General features: G+C 58.1%; 19 protein-coding genes. 1 reads left to right on the forward strand and 18 read right to left on the reverse strand.

What is annotated here, in order from left to right; translation table 11 throughout:
• Positions 1-25 precede the first annotated feature (25 nt).
• The 13 genes from atpG to POS17_RS30615 all read right to left on the reverse strand — a co-directional run bounded on the left by atpG (position 26) and on the right by POS17_RS30615 (position 12,832).
• Positions 26-886 (reverse strand): F0F1 ATP synthase subunit gamma, encoded by an 861-nt coding sequence (gene atpG / locus POS17_RS30550; RefSeq protein WP_016964880.1) that lies wholly within the window; start codon positions 884-886, stop codon positions 26-28.
• 50 nt (positions 887-936) lie between these two features.
• Positions 937-2,481 carry a F0F1 ATP synthase subunit alpha gene (gene atpA, locus POS17_RS30555; RefSeq protein WP_016964879.1) on the reverse strand — a complete coding sequence of 515 codons (1,545 nt, stop codon included), beginning with the start codon at positions 2,479-2,481 and terminating at the stop codon, positions 937-939.
• A 21-nt stretch (positions 2,482-2,502) separates the two neighbouring features.
• Positions 2,503-3,039, reverse strand: a complete 537-nt coding sequence (locus POS17_RS30560; protein WP_016964878.1) for a F0F1 ATP synthase subunit delta — start codon at positions 3,037-3,039, stop codon at positions 2,503-2,505.
• Positions 3,040-3,051: 12 nt separating this feature from the next.
• Positions 3,052-3,522 carry a F0F1 ATP synthase subunit B gene (locus tag POS17_RS30565; RefSeq protein ID WP_011064385.1) on the reverse strand — a complete coding sequence of 157 codons (471 nt, stop codon included), beginning with the start codon at positions 3,520-3,522 and terminating at the stop codon, positions 3,052-3,054.
• Positions 3,523-3,579: 57 nt separating this feature from the next.
• Positions 3,580-3,837: a F0F1 ATP synthase subunit C gene (gene atpE / locus POS17_RS31405; protein ID WP_002555987.1), complete on the reverse strand. Its 258-nt coding sequence runs from the start codon at positions 3,835-3,837 to the stop codon at positions 3,580-3,582.
• Between the two features lie 133 nt (positions 3,838-3,970).
• Positions 3,971-4,843 carry a F0F1 ATP synthase subunit A gene (gene atpB, locus POS17_RS30575; RefSeq protein ID WP_060841844.1) on the reverse strand — a complete coding sequence of 291 codons (873 nt, stop codon included), beginning with the start codon at positions 4,841-4,843 and terminating at the stop codon, positions 3,971-3,973.
• A 16-nt stretch (positions 4,844-4,859) separates the two neighbouring features.
• On the reverse strand, positions 4,860-5,267 hold the full coding sequence (locus tag POS17_RS30580) for a F0F1 ATP synthase subunit I (RefSeq protein WP_016964883.1): 408 nt from the start codon (positions 5,265-5,267) through the stop codon (positions 4,860-4,862).
• 148 nt (positions 5,268-5,415) lie between these two features.
• The gene (locus POS17_RS30585; protein ID WP_047306723.1) at positions 5,416-6,288 is read right to left on the reverse strand and encodes a ParB/RepB/Spo0J family partition protein; all 873 of its coding nucleotides are present in this window, start codon (positions 6,286-6,288) and stop codon (positions 5,416-5,418) included.
• Between the two features lie 9 nt (positions 6,289-6,297).
• Positions 6,298-7,095, reverse strand: a complete 798-nt coding sequence (locus tag POS17_RS30590; RefSeq protein WP_060841845.1) for a ParA family protein — start codon at positions 7,093-7,095, stop codon at positions 6,298-6,300.
• A gap of 18 nt (positions 7,096-7,113) precedes the next feature.
• Entirely contained in the window at positions 7,114-7,749 is a 636-nt protein-coding gene (gene rsmG / locus POS17_RS30595) for a 16S rRNA (guanine(527)-N(7))-methyltransferase RsmG (protein WP_173655969.1), read from the reverse strand.
• 5 nt (positions 7,750-7,754) lie between these two features.
• The gene (gene mnmG / locus POS17_RS30600; RefSeq protein ID WP_060841847.1) at positions 7,755-9,647 is read right to left on the reverse strand and encodes a tRNA uridine-5-carboxymethylaminomethyl(34) synthesis enzyme MnmG; all 1,893 of its coding nucleotides are present in this window, start codon (positions 9,645-9,647) and stop codon (positions 7,755-7,757) included.
• Positions 9,648-10,590: 943 nt separating this feature from the next.
• The gene (locus POS17_RS30610) at positions 10,591-11,415 is read right to left on the reverse strand and encodes a phytanoyl-CoA dioxygenase family protein (RefSeq protein WP_060841849.1); all 825 of its coding nucleotides are present in this window, start codon (positions 11,413-11,415) and stop codon (positions 10,591-10,593) included.
• 10 nt (positions 11,416-11,425) lie between these two features.
• Positions 11,426-12,832, reverse strand: coding sequence for an amino acid permease (locus POS17_RS30615; protein ID WP_060841850.1), 1,407 nt, complete (start codon positions 12,830-12,832; stop codon positions 11,426-11,428).
• Between the two features lie 292 nt (positions 12,833-13,124).
• Here POS17_RS30615 and POS17_RS30620 point away from each other — a divergent pair, with 292 nt between their 5' ends.
• Positions 13,125-13,958 (forward strand): AraC family transcriptional regulator, encoded by an 834-nt coding sequence (locus POS17_RS30620; RefSeq protein ID WP_060841851.1) that lies wholly within the window; start codon positions 13,125-13,127, stop codon positions 13,956-13,958.
• A 59-nt stretch (positions 13,959-14,017) separates the two neighbouring features.
• Here POS17_RS30620 and mnmE read toward each other — a convergent pair whose 3' ends face one another.
• The 5 genes from mnmE to rpmH all read right to left on the reverse strand — a co-directional run bounded on the left by mnmE (position 14,018) and on the right by rpmH (position 17,961).
• Positions 14,018-15,388, reverse strand: a complete 1,371-nt coding sequence (gene mnmE, locus POS17_RS30625) for a tRNA uridine-5-carboxymethylaminomethyl(34) synthesis GTPase MnmE (RefSeq protein ID WP_060841852.1) — start codon at positions 15,386-15,388, stop codon at positions 14,018-14,020.
• A gap of 79 nt (positions 15,389-15,467) precedes the next feature.
• Positions 15,468-17,168 (reverse strand): membrane protein insertase YidC, encoded by a 1,701-nt coding sequence (yidC, locus tag POS17_RS30630; protein WP_060841853.1) that lies wholly within the window; start codon positions 17,166-17,168, stop codon positions 15,468-15,470.
• Between the two features lie 2 nt (positions 17,169-17,170).
• The gene (gene yidD, locus POS17_RS31410) at positions 17,171-17,416 is read right to left on the reverse strand and encodes a membrane protein insertion efficiency factor YidD (protein ID WP_003213574.1); all 246 of its coding nucleotides are present in this window, start codon (positions 17,414-17,416) and stop codon (positions 17,171-17,173) included.
• Entirely contained in the window at positions 17,409-17,810 is a 402-nt protein-coding gene (gene rnpA, locus POS17_RS31415) for a ribonuclease P protein component (RefSeq protein WP_197662869.1), read from the reverse strand. Before rnpA ends, yidD begins: the two co-directional genes overlap by 8 nt.
• A gap of 16 nt (positions 17,811-17,826) precedes the next feature.
• On the reverse strand, positions 17,827-17,961 hold the full coding sequence (gene rpmH / locus POS17_RS31420) for a 50S ribosomal protein L34 (protein WP_003213577.1): 135 nt from the start codon (positions 17,959-17,961) through the stop codon (positions 17,827-17,829).
• Between the last annotated feature and the right edge of the window lie 466 nt (positions 17,962-18,427).

Raw genomic sequence — 18,427 nt, forward strand, 5'->3', positions numbered from 1 at the left:
CTGGATCCTCTGAATATTTGAACCGTTAAACCGCGGCAGCGCCGCCGACGATTTCCGAGATCTCTTGGGTGATCGCAGCCTGACGCGCCTTGTTGTAGATCAGCTGCAAATCGCTGATCAAGTCACCGGCGTTGTCGGTAGCGTTCTTCATTGCGATCATCCGCGCGGCTTGTTCAGCTGCGTTGTTCTCGACCACCGCCTGGTAGACCTGCGACTCCACGTAACGGACCATCAAGCCGTCCAGCAGCTCCTTGGCATCCGGTTCGTAGAGATAGTCCCAGTGGTGCTTGAGTTCTTGATCCGGGGTTGCCTCCAGTGGAATCAACTGCTCCACGGTCGGCTGCTGAGTCATGGTGTTGATGAACTTGTTGGATACCACGGACAGGCGGTCAATCCGGCCTTCCAGGTACGCATCCAGCATCACCTTGACGCTGCCGATCAGATCGTTGATCGACGGCTCTTCACCCAGATGGCTGATAGCTGCAACGACGTTACCGCCGAAGTTGCGGAAGAAGGCCGCACCCTTGCTACCGACCACACACAGATCGATCTCGACGCCTTGTTCGCGGTTTACCGCCATGTCCTTGACCAGGGCCTTGAACAGGTTGGTGTTCAAGCCACCACACAGACCACGGTCACTGCTCACCACGATATAACCGACGCGCTTGATAGCACGGTCGATCATGAACGGGTGACGATATTCCGGGTTGGCGTTGGCCAGATGACCAATAACCTGGCGGATGCGCTCCGCATAAGGACGGCTAGCAGCCATGCGCATTTGTGCCTTGCGCATTTTGCTGACCGCCACTTTTTCCATGGCGCTGGTAATTTTTTGCGTGCTTTTGATGCTCGCAATCTTACTGCGAATCTCTTTTGCGCCTGCCATGTAACACCTATCAGGTTAGCAAGCGGGAGCCTTGCGGCTCCCGCTGCGGCTTACCAGGTTTGGGTGGCTTTGAACTTCTCGATACCGGCTTTCAGGCCAGCGTCGATTTCGTCGTTGAAGTCACCCTTCACGTTGATCTTCGCCATCAGGTCGGCGTGATCGCGGTTGAAGTAAGCAATCATGGCCTGTTCGAAGCTACCAACTTTGGCAATCTCGACGTCCGTCAGGAAGCCACGTTCAGCGGCGTACAGGGACAAGGACATGTCGGCGATGGACATCGGCGCATATTGCTTCTGCTTCATCAGCTCGGTAACGCGCTGACCATGCTCAAGTTGCTTACGGGTCGCTTCGTCCAGGTCAGAAGCGAACTGGGCGAATGCCGCCAGTTCACGGTACTGAGCCAGAGCGGTACGGATACCACCGGACAGCTTCTTGATGATCTTGGTCTGAGCGGCACCACCCACACGGGATACCGAAACACCGGCGTTCACAGCAGGACGGATGCCCGAGTTGAACATGGCCGATTCCAGGAAGATCTGACCGTCGGTGATGGAGATCACGTTGGTCGGAACGAACGCGGAAACGTCGCCAGCCTGGGTTTCGATGATCGGCAGAGCGGTCAGGGAACCGGTCTTGCCAGTCACTGCGCCGTTGGTGAACTTCTCTACGTACTCTTCGGAAACGCGGGATGCGCGCTCCAGCAGACGGGAGTGGAGATAGAACACGTCACCTGGGTAGGCTTCACGGCCTGGTGGACGGCGCAGCAGCAGGGAAATCTGGCGGTAAGCCACTGCTTGCTTGGACAGATCGTCATAAACGATCAGCGCGTCTTCACCGCGGTCGCGGAAGTATTCGCCCATGGTGCAACCGGAGTACGGTGCCAGGAATTGCAGTGCAGCCGATTCCGAAGCACTGGCCGCCACGATGATGGTGTTGGCCAGAGCGCCGTTTTCTTCCAGCTTGCGAACCACGTTGGCGATGGTCGATTGCTTCTGACCGATCGCTACGTATACGCAGAAAATGCCGCTGTCTTTCTGGTTGATGATCGCGTCGATCGCCAGAGCGGTCTTACCGATCTGACGGTCACCGATGATCAGCTCACGCTGGCCACGGCCGACTGGGATCATGGCATCGACAGCCTTGTAGCCAGTCTGTACAGGCTGGTCTACCGACTTACGCCAGATCACGCCTGGAGCAACTTTCTCGACCGCGTCGGTCTCGGTGTTGTTCAGCGGACCTTTGCCGTCAACTGGGTTACCCAGTGCGTCGACTACGCGACCCAGCAGTTCCTTACCAACCGGAACTTCGAGGATGCGGCCGGTGCACTTGGCGCTCATGCCTTCAGCCAGAGTGGTGTATGCGCCCAGTACTACGGCACCTACAGAATCTTGCTCAAGGTTGAGGGCCATACCGTAGACGCCGCCCGGAAACTCGATCATCTCGCCGTACATAACGTCGGCCAGACCGTGAATCCGCACGATGCCGTCAGATACGCTGACGACAGTGCCTTCGTTACGGGCTTGGGAGGTCACATCGAGCTTGTCGATGCGGCCCTTGATAATTTCACTTATTTCGGAAGGATTGAGTTGCTGCATTGCTCTGCTGCCCCTTCAAACTCAAGATTTCAATGCTTCGGCAAGGTTCGCGAGTTTGCCGCGAATCGAGCCATCGATAACCAGGTCGCCGGCGCGGATTACGACACCACCAATAAGGCTGGCATCCTCCGCAGCGTGCAGTCGCACTTCCCGGCCGAGCCGTGCACTGAGAACCTTGGCGAGTTTGTCTTGCTGTTCTTGGTTCAATGCGAACGCACTGGTCACATCCACATCCACCGATTTCTCTTGCTCGGCCTTGTACAGGTCGAACAGAGCGGAAATCTCCGGCAACAGCAGGAGACGGTCGTTTTCGGCGGCAACATGAATGAAATTCTGTGCCTGTGCATCAAACTTGTCGCCACACACTTCGATAAAAGTGTTGGCCTTTTCTGCGCTCGTCAGTCGCGGGGCCTTAAGCACGCGCTGCATGGTGTCATCTTGTGACACCGCTGCAGCCAGGCCGAGCATGGCTGACCAAGAGGCCAGCTGCTGGTGGGCCTGAGCGTGCTCGAAGGCCGCCTTAGCGTAAGGTCGGGCCAACGTGGTCAGTTCTGCCATGATCGCCCTCGCTTAAATTTCAGCAGCCAGTTTGTTAACCAGCTCTGCGTGCGCGTTTTGATCGATTGTGGCACCCAGGATCTTCTCTGCGCCGTTGACTGCCAGGCTACCCAATTGGGCACGCAGCGCGTCTTTGACACCGTTCAGTTCCTGTTCGATCTCGGCCTGAGCCTGAGCCTTCACACGTTCAGCTTCGACACGAGCCTGTTCACGGGCTTCGTCGACGATCTGAGAACCGCGCTTCTTGGCTTGCTCAATGATTTCAGCTGCCTGAGCTTTAGCTTCGCGCAGTTGCTGACCCGCTTTGTCTTGGGCCAGTTCCAGGTCACGAGCTGCTCGGCTGGCAGCGTCCAGTCCATCCGCGATCTTCTTTTGACGTTCGTGCAAAGCAGCAATGACCGGAGGCCAAATGAACTTCATGCAGAACAATACAAAAATTAAGAACGCAACGGACTGGCCAATCAGGGTTGCATTAATGTTCACGCCAACACCTCGCTCGTTCGTTGTCCGTCACACCAATCAACTCGAATACTCGAGTGATTAGCCAGCGAGTTGACCAACGAAGGGGTTTGCGAAGGTGAAGAACAGAGCGATACCAACACCGATCATGGTTACGGCGTCGAGCAGACCGGCAACGATGAACATTTTAACTTGCAGCATTGGAACCATTTCTGGTTGACGCGCAGCGCCTTCCAGGAACTTGCCGCCCAGCAGGCCGAAACCAATTGCGGTACCCAGTGCGCCCAGGCCGATCAACAGTGCAACAGCGATAGCGGTTAGACCAACTACAGTTTCCATCTTTCCTCCCGACTTTTACGTCGTATGGTTTAGGTTTTTTAGATTAAAGCGGTAAAACAAATCGTTTCATCAAGCCCGAGAAGGGCCCCCTCTCGCCGCAACGAGAGGGACATCAGACTAGTCGAGACTGGTCTTAATGGTTCTCTTCGTGTGCCATCGACAGGTAGACGATGGTCAGCATCATGAAGATAAAGGCCTGCAGGGTGATGATCAGGATGTGGAACACAGCCCACGCCCATTGCAGAACCACACCCATGCCGCTGAGCCACAGCAGGCCGCTGCCGAACATCACAGCGATCAGGATGAACACCAGTTCGCCGGCATACATGTTGCCGAACAGACGCAGTGCCAGAGAGATAGGCTTGGCTACCAGGGTCACGAACTCCAGCAGGAAGTTCACCGGAATCAGCAGCGCCTGAACCAGGATGTTCTTGCTGCCGAACGGATGCAGGGTCAGTTCGCCGATGAAGCCGCCGAAACCCTTGACCTTGATGCTGTAGAAAATGATCAGCGCGAACACCGACAGGGCCATGCCCAGGGTGGCGTTCGGGTCAGTGGTGGACACAGCACGGAATGGAATGTGCGGATCGCCCGAGATCAACATGGCCAGTTGTGGAATCCAGTCCACCGGTACCAGGTCGATGGCGTTCATCAGGAACACCCAGACGAAAATGGTCAGTGCCAGCGGTGCGATCACCGGGCTGCGACCATGGAAACTGTCCTTCACGCTGCCATCGACGAAGCCAACCATGACTTCTACGAAGTTCTGCAAAGCGCCCGGCACGCCGGAAGTCGCCTTCTTGGCCGCCATGCGGAACAGAAGAATGAAGATCACACCCAGTGCGACAGACCAGCCGAGGGTATCGACGTGGAATGCCCAGAAGCCCATTTGCTTGGCTTCTGCTGCGGAGTGGGCAAAGCCCCAGCTCCCATTGGGTAGCTGACCGAAGGTCAGGTTCTGCAAGTGGTGCTGGATATAGCCCGAAGCGGTTGTTTCTGCTGACATGGTTGCCTCAAACGCCCTAAGGTCTCGAAAGTCTTGTTCTCATTAGCAGGGGAGCGAACCAGCTGACCAGTTGGGTCAGCACGAAGACGCCGAATACAGCCAGCGGCGCCAATGGCTTCACACCTGCGAACGTCAGTGCAAACAGCACAGCCGTCAAAATCAGTTTGCCCGCCTCACCGGCATAAAAAGACCGGACGATGGCTTGGGCCGCTCGGGCGCCGGAAAACCGAAATGCCCTGTGAGCGAAATACACATTGGGTAGCAAGGCTATCAGTCCTCCGCAAAGGCCTGAGTATCCGGCTACGACTCCACGCCATTGCCAGAGCGCCAGAGCGGCTATCAGTAGAATGACCAACTGAGCCAGTAACACCGGAAAAACCGCCAAGCGATGAAACGGCAAGCGGTTTGGCGTGCGGGTTTCCATCGCTCTTGCTCCTCAAGGGTCGGCTGCCAGAATTCAATAACTTGGCATAATTTGTGCCGACAAAATGCGCGCAGAGTATAGGGGCGGTTCAGCCCCTATTCAACTGCCGGGTAGTGATTTCCGACTGCACGCTACATAAGGAAATGTTTCAGCGGATGTGGGCAAGGACACCTTGCAGCTCGTCCAGGGAGTTGTAGCCGATCACCAACTGTCCCTTGCCCTTCTTTCCGTGGCGGATCTGCACCGCAGAGCCTAGGCGCTCGGCCAGGCGTTGCTCGAGACGGGCGATATCCGGGTCTGGCTTGACCGGTTCAGCAGGCTCCTGTTTTCCACTCAGCCACTGGCGAACCAGGGCTTCGGTCTGGCGTACGGTGAGGCCTCGTGCGACAACGTGTCGCGCCCCTTCAACCTGTTGATTTTCCGGCAATCCGAGCAAGGCCCGGGCATGACCCATTTCCAGGTCGCCGTGGGACAGCATGGTCTTGATCACCTCAGGCAAGGCAATCAGGCGCAGCAGGTTGGCCACGCTGACGCGGGACTTGCCCACGGCCTCGGCGACCTGCTGCTGGGTCAGTTGGAACTCCTGCTGCAGACGCTGCAGGGCCACCGCTTCCTCGATGGGATTGAGGTCTTCGCGCTGGATGTTCTCGATCAACGCCATGGCGATGGCGGTTTCATCCGGCACATCGCGAACCATCGCCGGGATGGTTTCCTGGCCAGCCTGCTGGCTGGCACGCCAGCGGCGTTCGCCGGCGATGATCTCGAAACGACCACCACCGATAGGGCGCACCACGATCGGCTGCATCACGCCCTGGGTCCTGATGGAGTTCGCCAGTTCTTCCAGCGCCTGAGGATCCATGTCCCGGCGCGGCTGGTACTTGCCGCGCTGGATCAGGTCCAGGGGCAGGTGCTGCAACTCGCGCTGGTCGGCCTGCACCGCTTGTTCTTCAAGGGCGCTGACAGTCGGACCACTCAACAGTGCATCCAGTCCACGTCCGAGACCACGTTTCTTGACGGCCATGGGGATTCCTTAAGTTGGCTGGGCGGCTGCGGCGCGGGATTGTTTACGTTGCCGGCGAACCATCTCGCCCGCCAGGGCCAGATAGGCCAGCGCGCCACGGGATTGTTTGTCGTACGCCAATGCCGGCATGCCGTAGCTCGGCGCCTCGGCCAAACGGATGTTGCGCGGAATCACGGTGTCGTACAGCTGATCACCGAAGTGTTCCTTGAGCTGTGCGGAAACATCGTTCATCAGGCTCAGCCGCGGATCGAACATGGTCCGCAGCAAGCCTTCGATCTTGAGTTGCGGATTGAGCAGTTCAGCGATGCGCTTGATGTTATCCACAAGGTCGCTCAAGCCTTCCAGCGCGTAGTACTCGCACTGCATGGGGATAATGACCCCATCGGCGGCCACCAGCGCGTTGAGGGTTAGCATCGACAGCGACGGCGGGCAGTCGATCAGAATGTAGTCGTAGTTCTCGCGGATCGGCGCCAGGGCGCTGCGCAGACGGCTTTCCTTCATCTGCATTTCCAGCAGAACCACTTCCGCCGCGGTCAGGTCGCGGTTGGCCGGCAGCAGTTGATAACCGCCGTGCTCGGAGAAGTGCATGGCCTGGGCCAGGTCGCATTCGCCGATCAGCAGGTCATAGACCGAGTTTTCCAAACCATGTTTATCCACACCGCTACCCATGGTGGCGTTGCCCTGTGGATCAAGATCGATCAACAGCACCCGGCGCTTGGTCGCTACCAGGGATGCTGCGAGGTTGATGCAGGTGGTGGTCTTGCCCACGCCACCTTTCTGGTTCGCTATCGCGAATACCTTAGCCATTCTTGCTTGTGTTCCCAATCATGCCGTGCGGCGCAGTATCAGCAGATGGCGTTGGCCTTGGCAACCGGGTACGGCCAAGGCGTGTTCGCTATCGAGGTGGAAGTCTGCCGGCAATGCTAACAGCTCATCAGAGGGATGGACGCCCTTCATTGCCAGCCAGCGTGTATCGCGGTCGCCCAGGTGGCGGGTCCAGCTGGTGAAGTTCTCCATGCTGCTGAATGCCCGGGAAATGATCCCGTTGAACGGCAATTCAGGGGTGAAGGCTTCGACCCGGCTGTGGATAACTTGCAGGTTATCCAGCTTGAGTTCGAGTTTGACCTGAGTCAGAAAGCGGGTTTTCTTGCCGTTGCTGTCCAGACAGGTGACTTGCGACTCGGGAAACAGGATCGCCAGAGGGATACCGGGCATCCCGCCGCCGCTACCGACATCCAGCCAGCGACCGTTTTCGATGAACGACATCACGCTCAGGCTATCGAGCAAGTGACGAGAGACCATTTCGTCGGGATCGCGTACCGCGGTCAGGTTGTAAGCCTTGTTCCACTTGATCAACAGGGCCAGGTAACCCAGCAGCAGTTCGTGCTGGGTTGCGCTCAGATTGACACCGAGCTGGCGTGCACCTGTGGATAACTCGTCCGCGTGTTGCGAGGTGACCATTGAACTCAAGCGCTTTGCTCCAACTGACGGCCGGCGCCGCGTTTTTTCAGGTGAATCATCAACAGGGAAATGGCCGCCGGGGTAACGCCCGGGATCCGCGACGCCTGGCCCAGGGTTTCCGGACGGGTCGCGCCGAGCTTGCTCTGGATTTCCTTCGACAGTCCGGAAATGCCGGTGTAATCGATATCCACAGGCAGTTTGGTGTCTTCACTGGCGCGCAGACGGGCAATTTCGTCCTGCTGACGATCGATGTAGCCGGCGTACTTGGTCTTGATTTCGACCTGTTCGGCCACTTGTGGATCTTCAGCGCCCTGCCCGGTCACTTCGACCAGACCAGCGTAGTCGATTTCCGGACGGCTCAGCAGATTCAACAGGTTGTACTCATGAGTCAGCGGCGTGCCGAATTTCTGGGCGATCGCATCGCCCTGTTCGGTGCCCGGACGGACCCAAGTGGACTTCAGGCGTTGCTCTTCCTGGGCAATGCCTTCGCGTTTCTTGCAGAACGCCGCCCAGCGCACGTCATCCACCAGCCCCAGTTCGCGGCCCTTCTCGGTCAGGCGCAGATCGGCGTTGTCTTCCCGCAGAATCAAGCGGTATTCGGCCCGGGAAGTGAACATCCGGTACGGTTCCTGGGTACCCAGGGTAATCAGGTCATCGACCAGCACACCGATGTAGGCCTCATCGCGACGCGGGCACCAGCTGTCTTTGCCCTTGGCGCGCAAGGCGGCGTTGGCCCCGGCCAGCAGACCTTGGGCACCGGCCTCTTCATAACCGGTGGTGCCGTTGATCTGGCCGGCGAAGAACAGACCGCCGATCACCTTGGTTTCCAGGCTGTACTTGAGGTCGCGGGGATCGAAGTAGTCGTATTCGATGGCATAGCCGGGACGCACGATATGGGCATTTTCCATGCCGCGGATCGATTGCACGATCTGCAACTGCACGTCGAACGGCAGGGATGTGGATATCCCGTTCGGGTACAGCTCATGAGTGGTCAGGCCTTCAGGTTCGATAAACACCTGATGGCTTTCCTTGTCGGCAAAACGATGGATCTTGTCTTCGATCGACGGGCAGTAACGCGGGCCAATGCCTTCGATCACGCCGGAGTACATCGGCGAACGATCGAGGTTCGAGGCGATGATCTCGTGGGTGCGGGCGTTGGTGTGGGTAATCCAGCAACTGACCTGTTGCGGATGCTGTTCTTTCGAGCCGAGGAACGACATCACCGGAATCGGTGTATCCCCAGGCTGTTCGGTCATGACCGAGAAATCCACAGATCGGCCATCGATGCGTGGCGGAGTACCGGTTTTCAAGCGGCCGACCCGCAGTGGCAACTCCCGCAGACGTTGTGCGAGGGCGATAGAGGGCGGATCACCCGCCCGGCCGCCGGAGTAGTTCTGCATGCCAATGTGGATAAGTCCGCCGAGGAAGGTTCCGGTGGTCAGTACCACGGACTCGGCGAAGAAGCGCAGTCCCATCTGGGTGACCACGCCCCGCACCTGATCCTGTTCCACGATCAGGTCATCAGCGGCTTGTTGAAATATCCACAGGTTGGGCTGGTTCTCGAGAATCTCGCGCACCGCGGCCTTGTACAGAACGCGGTCGGCCTGGGCGCGGGTTGCGCGCACGGCTGGGCCTTTGCGGCTGTTCAACACACGAAACTGAATACCACCTTTATCGGTAGCCATGGCCATCGCGCCGCCGAGGGCATCGATCTCCTTGACCAGATGGCTTTTGCCGATCCCGCCAATCGCGGGGTTGCAGCTCATTGCTCCGAGGGTTTCCACGTTATGCGTCAGCAACAGGGTTTTGGCCCCCATGCGTGCTGATGCAAGTGCTGCCTCGGTACCGGCATGACCGCCGCCGATGACGATCACTTCAAAACGGGAAGGGAAATCCACCACGCACCTCGTGCCTGCTTCAAGTAGGAGTAATTAGGAGTAGTTGTCGGGTTGGTTTTTGGACCAAGGCGGCAAGTATAGGGACTTAGCCCTTCCTAAAGAACCCTTTGCACAAAATTTAACCAGCTGTGGATGAATCACGGTCAATAGAAATTAAAAGAGAGAAATTTATTAAATCCTTGTTTTTATGTTTATTCTTATGCACATGCCTTTCTGTGGATAGATCGCTACAGCCCTTCATATTCAATATGTACAGAGGTTTTAAACTCTGTGGTTAGGTGGCCAGGAGGCCCTTGGATAAGCGGTTTAAACCTGTGGATGAATGGGGTGGTTATCCACAGAGCGGTTTTTCCTCAGTTTTGAAGCCCGGTTATCAACCGAGCTGGAGGGCAGTTATTCACAGGGCTTAATCCACAGAAAAAAGCCGTGCCCGGGGTCATCTGGACACGGCTCTGGCTTGCAGCGCATTCAATGGTTATCAGAGAGGGAGCAGAAACAGACAGGCCGCAGGAGCCTGTCTGTGGATAAGCGGTATTACTCGGGCCGTTTGACCAAGCGCCCCTGGACCCACCAGCTCAATCCCAGCAGCACAACCACCAGCAGTGCCCAATACTGCCTGGTGCCGCTTGGGGTCGCTTCGCTCACCGGCGCGTCCACTGCTCTATCGGCGGATGCAGACGGCCCAGCCACTCTTCCATCGTCGAGAGGGGCGACTTCAGTTTCTGCGGTGACAGACGTGGCCACCTGTTCTGGCGCAGGGGCCTGATTCGAAGAAAGCTGAGCCCAGGTGCCTTGGCAGACAAGGCTCAGACCGAGTACCGCGAGATAGCTAAAAAAGCGCATAAACACCTTCCATCCATTTGAGGCAGCGATCGCGCATGCTGGTCGGGGTTTGGTTGTATGCCTATCAGCTGATTCCGATTCTGCCGCGGGCCACAACGGCTTAAAACCCCGACCGCTCCGTCCATAGGCAAGGAAAGAGTTCATGTTCCATCGGCGCCCCGGCCGGCAGTTGCGAGGCCAGCCCAGGAAACTCCGGTGACGTGCGCCAGGGCCTGGGGGCGTGTCGCATGTCCTCCCCCAGAAAGCGCAGGGAGAAGGCACGTCGTCGCCGATCGCCACCGACACCACCGGCAGCATGCAAGGTCAGCATGTGGAAAAACACCGCATCCCCGGGCTGCAGGTCCCAGCCAAGAATGTTCCATGCGCCTCGATTGGCCTCGATGTCCGGAAGATCCGCGAGGCTGCCTTCGGGGAACCACTTGGCCTGGTTATCCAGGAAGGTTCGGGGCATCAGCCAGGGCCCCAGGTGCGAACCGGCGACAAACTCCAGGGTCGACTCCCGCGCAACCGGGTCCACAGGCATCCACATGCTGCAGTTCTGTCGCCCCTCGACGTTGTAGTAGGGCTGGTCCTGATGCCAGGGAGTGCGCTGCCGGGTATTGGGTTCCTTGACCAGCAGATGGTCGTGATACAGCCGAGCCTGTGGACAACCCATCAACTGCGCGGCCACATGGCCAACCCGGCTGTCGAAGATGAAGCGTCGATAATCGGGATTCTCTTGCCAGTTGCAGAAGTCCTCGAAAAACCAGCCGGGATCGTCGGGCTGGCTGGCGACCTTGGCCCGCTCGCTGGGTTGCGCCAGATTGTGTTCGATACCCCGCTCCAACAGCGCCACTTCATCTGCGCTGAACAACTGGCGAATGCACACCGCCCCATCACGCTGGAAGGCTTCCACAGTGGCAGGCGGCAACTCGAATGTTCGCATGGACATGTCCCTATTGATGAGTTTCAAGGCCAGGCTCGGTCACAACCCCGTGCACAGCGACCGGTCTGATCCAGATCCAGTAGGCCAGCGACAGCAGTGCCAGCCAGCCCACTCCCACATACAGCGCCAGGCGTGTGTCGGCAAAAGCCCCCAGCACGACAAAGATGAACAGCATGAAAACCACGGCGCAGGCCTGGCCGGCGATTCCCAGGGGCACCGGAAACTGCAGCTCGCGGACTTCCCGGGTTGTCAGGCTCCGGCGCATGGCAATCTGCGACAGCAGGATCATCAACCAGACCCAGACCACGGAAAACGTCACCAGGGAAGCAAAGATCAGGAACAGTCGCTCCGGCACCCAGTAATTGAGGAGCACTCCCAGCAGCAGCGCCATCGACATCACCAGCACCGTCATCCAGGGCACGCCGAAGCGTGAGGTTTTGGCAAATACCGCCGGCGCCTGACCGATGGCGGCCATGCCGTACATCATGCGGCCGGCACTGAAGATATCGCTGTTGATGGCCGACACCACCGCCGAAATCACCACGATGTTCAGCACCGTGGCCGCCGAATCTATCCCCAGGCTGCTGAAGATCTGCACGAACGGGCTGCCATGGCTGCCGATGCTCGACCAGGGGGCCAGCGTCAACAGGATCAGCAAGGTGAGCACGTAGAAGATCAGGATCCGCAATGGCACCGAGTTGATGGCCTTGGGAATCATGCGTTGCGGATCCTTGGCCTCGCCGGCAGTGATGCCTATGACTTCGATTCCGCCAAAAGCGAACATGACAATGGTGAAGGAGGCGATCATGCCCTCGACGCCATTCGGGAAAAAACCGCCGTATTCCCAGAGATTGCCCAGCCCCCCACGGCTTTGTTCGCCTCCGAGCTGGATGCCGAAGAACAGCAGGGTAAAACCGCCGACGATCATGGCCACGATAGCGCCCACCTTGAGCATCGACAGCCAGAACTCCAGCTCGCCGAACACCCGGACGCTGCACAGGTTCAAGGCGCCGATCCCCAGGACGATGCTCAGTACCCAGATCCACCTGGGGGTTTCGGGAAACCACAGGCCCATGTAGACGCCAAAGGCGGTGACATCCGCCAGGCACACCATGAGCATCGAGAAGGCGTAGCTCCAGCCGGTCAGGAAACCCGGGAAACGCCCCAGGTAGGTGCTGGCGTATTGTCCGAAGGAGCCGGAAACCGGTGTCCTCACCGCCATTTCGCCCAGGGCGCGCATGGTCAGGTAGATGGCCGCTCCGCCAATCAGGTAGGCCAGCAGAACCGAAGGGCCGGCCCGTTGGATCGCCGCCGCCGAACCGTAGAACAGGCCCGTGCCGATGGCAGAACCCAACGCAATGAAGCGGATATGCCGGGTACTCAAGCCACGGTGCAATGCAGAATTCGCGTTAGCCATTTCTATTCCTTGAATGCCGGACCGTTTCCTCTGGTGTACAAACCTGTCCATCCACCAGGATGCAAATCAGGTACCACTTGGGAAACTCACTAAAAAACGGAAAAAAGACCGTTTTTTGCAGAAAAACAAGGAAAAATGCCCCATCTTCGCAAGAGGGTTGTTACTCAAGACCGCAGCTTGGTCAGCTGACGCGCGGGAGGGGGGTAAAGGTAACGTCGCTCTCCCCTGAGTCGGTAAAAATCGCAAAATCTGCAAATCTGCCGTCGCTACAGTGGAGTGCCAAGGAGGCCTTATGAAACCTGCAACCCGAATCCATTACGGCCAGCGCATGGAGCCGGTGCTGCGTTGGCTGGCAAGCCATCCAAACAGCGATCCGGACCTGTACCACCTGGCGGACCTGGCCTGTATGTCGGCTTACCACTTTCACCGCATTTACCGCGCGATGATGGGAGAAACGCTGAACGCCACGGTGCAACGGATGCGCATGCATCTGGCCGCCGCGGCGCTGGCAGGTACCCAAGAGGACCTGGCCGAGGTGGCCTTGCGTGCCGGGTACGAATCGGGAGCAGCCTTCAACCGGGCATTCTCTGGCATTTTCGGGTTGCCACCAGGGCGTTATCGCGCAACCCGTTCCCGTCCTTTCGACCCCAAGGAGTCAACTATGTACCCCATTACCGTTGAACATTTCCCCGGCGTTGTCCTGGCGGCATTGCCTCATCAGGGTTCCTATCAGGAAATCGGTCCGGTGTTCGCCCGTGTGTTCATGTTGGCCGCCAGCCAGGGGCTCATGCACCCGACAGCCTGCGGGTTCGGTGTGTATTTCAACGATCCCGAGCAGGTTCCGACCGAGCAATTGCGTTCCTTGGCCGGAGTTTGTGTCGCGCCTGATGCCGATCTGGGTGAAACGCTGGAAAGGTTCGAAATCCCTCAAGGGCGCTACGCCATCCTGAATTACGTTGGCCCCTACAACGAGATGGGCAAAGCCTATGCCTGGATGTTCTCCGAGTGGCTGCCGGACAGTGGCCTGACGCCGGGGAATTTTCCGATGTTCGAAGAGTACGTAAACGATCCGCGCACCACCCCGCCCGCACAGCTGCAGACACGAATCTACCTGTCAGTGGAGTAAATCCGAGCGCTACCGGCAGGGCTGTGGATAACCTCTGCCGGAGCCCTTTGCGGGGGTCTCTACTTGCCGATGCAGAAACTGGAGAAGATTCGCCCCAGCAGGTCATCGGAACTGAAGGCACCGGTGATTTCCCCCAGCGATTGCTGAGCCTGGCGCAGGTCCTCGGCCAGCAGTTCGCCGGCACCGGCCAGGGTCAGCTGTGCCCGGCCATGTTCCAGGGCGGCACTGGCGTAGCGCAGTGCCTCCAGGTGCCGACGGCGTGCGCTGAAACTGCTTTCGGACGTCTGTTCATAACCCATGCAGGCTTTCAGGTGGTCGCGCAGCAGCTCGAGCCCGCTACCGGCAGCCATGGCACTGAGGCTGATGGTGACGTGGCCGTCATCACAGGTTTCCAGGGCGATGGGTTCTCCGGTCAGATCGGCCTTGTTGCGAATCAGGGTGACCTTGGCCGGGTCTGGCCGCTGCTCGAGAAACTCCGGCCACAGGGCGAAGGGGTCCGCCGCTTCCGCCGCAGTGGCGTCCACCACCAGCAACACCCGGTCGGCCTCGCTGATGGCCTTGAGTGCCCGTTCGACACCGATCTTTTCCACCTGGTCCTCGGTATCCCGCAGGCCGGCAGTATCCACCACATGCAGTGGCATGCCATCGATGTGGATATGTTCGCGCAGGATGTCCCGGGTGGTGCCGGCGATATCGGTGACGATTGCCGCCTCGCGTCCGGCCAGGGCATTGAGCAGGCTGGATTTGCCGGCATTGGGACGACCGGCGATGACCACGGTCATGCCGTCACGCAGCAAGGCGCCCTGCCCGGCTTCACGCAGTACTGTGGATAACTCATCGCGCACCGCATCGAGCATGCTCAACACATGGCCATCGGCGAGGAAATCGATTTCCTCCTCGGGAAAATCAATCGCCGCTTCGACATAGATCCGCAAAGCGATCAGCTGCTCGGTCAAGTTATGCACACGCTGGGAGAAAGCCCCCTGCAACGAACGCAAGGCGTTGCGCGCAGCCTGTGCCGAACTGGCTTCGATCAGGTCGGCAATGGCTTCGGCCTGGGCCAGGTCGAGCTTGTCGTTGAGGAATGCACGTTCACTGAATTCTCCCGGCCGGGCCAGGCGGCAGCCCAGTTCCAGGCAACGCTGCAGCAGCATGTCGAGAACAATCGGGCCGCCATGGCCCTGCAGTTCCAGGACGTCTTCCCCGGTGAAGGAGTTCGGCCCCGGAAAATACAGGGCGATGCCCTCGTCCAGAACTTCTTCCCCAGCACTGAGAAACGGACCGTAATGGGCAAACCGCGGCTTGAGTTCACGGCCGCTGATGGCCTTGGCCGCCATGCCCGCCAGGGGGCCGGAAATCCTTACGATACCCACGCCGCCGCGGCCTTGGGCGGTGGCGATGGCGGCGATGGTTTCACGAGGGACATTCATAACCCGACATCCAGACAAAAGTGACAGATAGCAAAACGCCCCACTAGGGGGCGTCTTGTGTGGTTATCCACAGCGTAGGTCAGGCAGCCGCTTTCTTGGTGGCCGCTTCGATCTTACGAGTGATGTACCACTGTTGAGCGATCGACAGGCAGTTGTTCACTACCCAGTACAGCACCAGACCGGCCGGGAACCACAGGAAGAAGAAGGTGAAGATGATTGGCATCATTTTCATCACCTTGGCCTGCATCGGATCCGGAGGTGTCGGGTTCAACTGCTGCTGGATGAACATGGTGGCGCCCATGATGATCGGCAGGATGAAGAACGGATCCTTGATCGACAGGTCGGTAATCCACAGCATGAACGGCGCCTGGCGCATTTCCACGCTTTCCAGGAGAACCCAGTACAAGGACAGGAAGACCGGCATCTGCACCAGGATCGGCAAGCAGCCGCCCAGCGGATTGATCTTCTCTTTCTTGTACAGCTCCATCATCGCCTGGGACATTTTCTGACGATCGTCGCCGAATTTTTCCTTCAGCGCGGCCAGTTTCGGAGCCACGGCACGCATGCGCGCCATCGACTTGTAGCTGGCAGCCGACAGTGGGAAGAAGATCCCCTTGATCAGCATGGTCAGGAAGATGATCGACCAGCCCCAGTTACCCACCAGGCTGTGGATATGTTGCAGCAGCCAGAAGATCGGCTGGGCGATGAACCACAGGAAGCCGTAGTCGACAGTCAGTTCCAGACCTGGGGACAACTCTTTCAGCACGGCCTGGCTTTTCGGACCGGCGTACAGAATGGCGCTGGTTTCGGCCTTGGCGCCTGGAGCAACGGTCATCGAAGGGCCGGTGTAGCCGATGATGTAGTTGCCTTTGCTGTCCTTGCGCGCCAGAACCTGGTTGTTTTCGCCCTTAGGTGGAATCCAGGCGGTCACGAAGTAGTGTTGCAGCCAAGCGACCCAGCCACCCTGAACATTTTCAGTGATCGGGGCCTTGGTTTTATCCTCGTTCACCTTGTCCATGTCTTTCATGGACACTTTTTTGTACGGCTCGGAACTTGTCCACAGGGCGGCGCCCAGGTAAGTCGCGGTGCCGGTGGCGGTGCTGGAGGATGGATCGGAACTGGCGTCACGCTTGAGCTGGGCAAACATTGCACCGGTCCAAGGTTGTGCGCTTTCGTTGTCGATCAGGTAGGAAACGGTGATGTCATACAGGCCACGTTTCAGGGTGAAACGCTTGATGTAGTGGACGCCGTCCTTGCTGAACTTCAGGTCGACCACCAATTGGTCCTGACCGTCAGCCAGTTGATAACTTTTCTTTTCTGCCGAGTAGATCGGGCGACCGGCCGGGTTGGCATCCGGGCCGCTGCTGCCAATCAGGCCGCTCTGCGCCAGGTAAGTCCGCTCGTTGCCGTTATCGAACAGCTGGAACGGGATTTCCGGGTGGTCTTGACGACGTGGATACAGTGGCAGACGCAGTTGCGCGATATCCCCACCTTGTGGATCGACAGCCAGGTCGAGCACATCCGTTTTGATCTGAATGAGATCTTTGCTTGCAGCAACGGGCGCTTCAGCCGGTGCAGTGGTGTCGCTTGCTGCGCGCGGAATATCGTCGTTGGCAGCGGAAGTGCCATTTGGCGTGTCCGGCAAGCCCGGAGTGGTCGTGCTGGAAGCAACATTCTGAGTCGGCAGGGCAGCCTGGCCATAATCCTGGTTCCATTTAAGAACCATGACATAGGACACGATTGCCAGGGCGACGATCAGGATCGTGCGTTTGATATCCATGATTACTCGGCCATCGAAGAAGAACGGGAGGTAGGGATAGGTGGAACCGGGTCATAACCACCGGGATTCCACGGATGACAGCGACCTAAACGACGAAAGGTCAGCCAGCCACCGCGCAGAAGGCCATGATTTTCGATGGCTTCTAACGCGTAGCAGGAACAACTGGGGTAGAAACGACAGTGATTGGCCATCAGAGGACTAATGGCATAGCGGTAAAACTGGATCGGAACGAGTGCCAGTTTACGCATCAGGACTGTCTACCCCTACAGTTTCGGATTTGACTGCTGGTTCCGGCTTGTTGCGTGCCAGACGTTTCCAGAGCTTGCCGAAATGCTGAATCAATTCGGGGTTTTCTACATCGCCCAAACCTTTGCGCGCGACGATAACGATATCCCATCCGACCAGTGAATCCTGGTGGAGACGAAACGATTCGCGCATCAGACGCTTGAGGCGATTGCGCTCAACGGAGAGCTTTACGCTCTTTTTCCCGATCACGAGCCCCAGACGGGGATGATCCAGGTCGTTGTTGCGCGCAAGGAGCAGGAGATTTTTCCCCGGAACCTTGCCGGTAGGGGAGTCAAAGACCGCCTTGAAGTGCCGGGGTGTAAGCAGACGCTTTTCCCGACTGAAGTCCTGACTCACCTCCAGTGCCGGATTATCAAACTGCCAGACGCGCACGACCTTTGGCGCGACGACGCGACAGGACGGCACGACCGTTCTTGGTAGCCATGCGAGCACGGAAACCGTGGGTACGAGCGCGTTTGATAGTGCTTGGTTGGAAAGTACGTTTCATGTCGTGTTACCTGGTTCGTCCACAACGGGCCGGAATGGCCCCCGTTTTAAGAGATCGGCGATTCTAGAGAAAGCAAGCCTCTAGGTCAATTTCCAACCAGCTTTTCCTTTATCTATGTATGTCCGGGGACGGGGTTGTGAGCCAGGGTCAGGTAGATATAAAAATAAAGAAGGAAAGTATTTAAAGCTTTTCTGTAAAGCTTATAAAGGCTAGGGACGGCACCTTCTGTGGATAACTGGCTTCAGCCCTTCTATTCCGTACTGTACAGAGAATGACAACACGGTTGAGAAACGGTGTCCTCCCTGTGCTGCGCTATCGGAAAACCTGTGCGTGGAACGAGCAGTTATCCACAGGCGACTTACCCACAGCGTTTCGACCCGAGTTGTGCAACGACCTCAAGTGGGGTTATCCACAGAGCTTATGCACATACCGCTGGTCGTGTTTATTCGGGGTAAGACGTTGATTC

The sequence above is a fragment of the Pseudomonas sp. Os17 genome (assembly GCF_001547895.1).
Lineage (GTDB): Bacteria > Pseudomonadota > Gammaproteobacteria > Pseudomonadales > Pseudomonadaceae > Aquipseudomonas.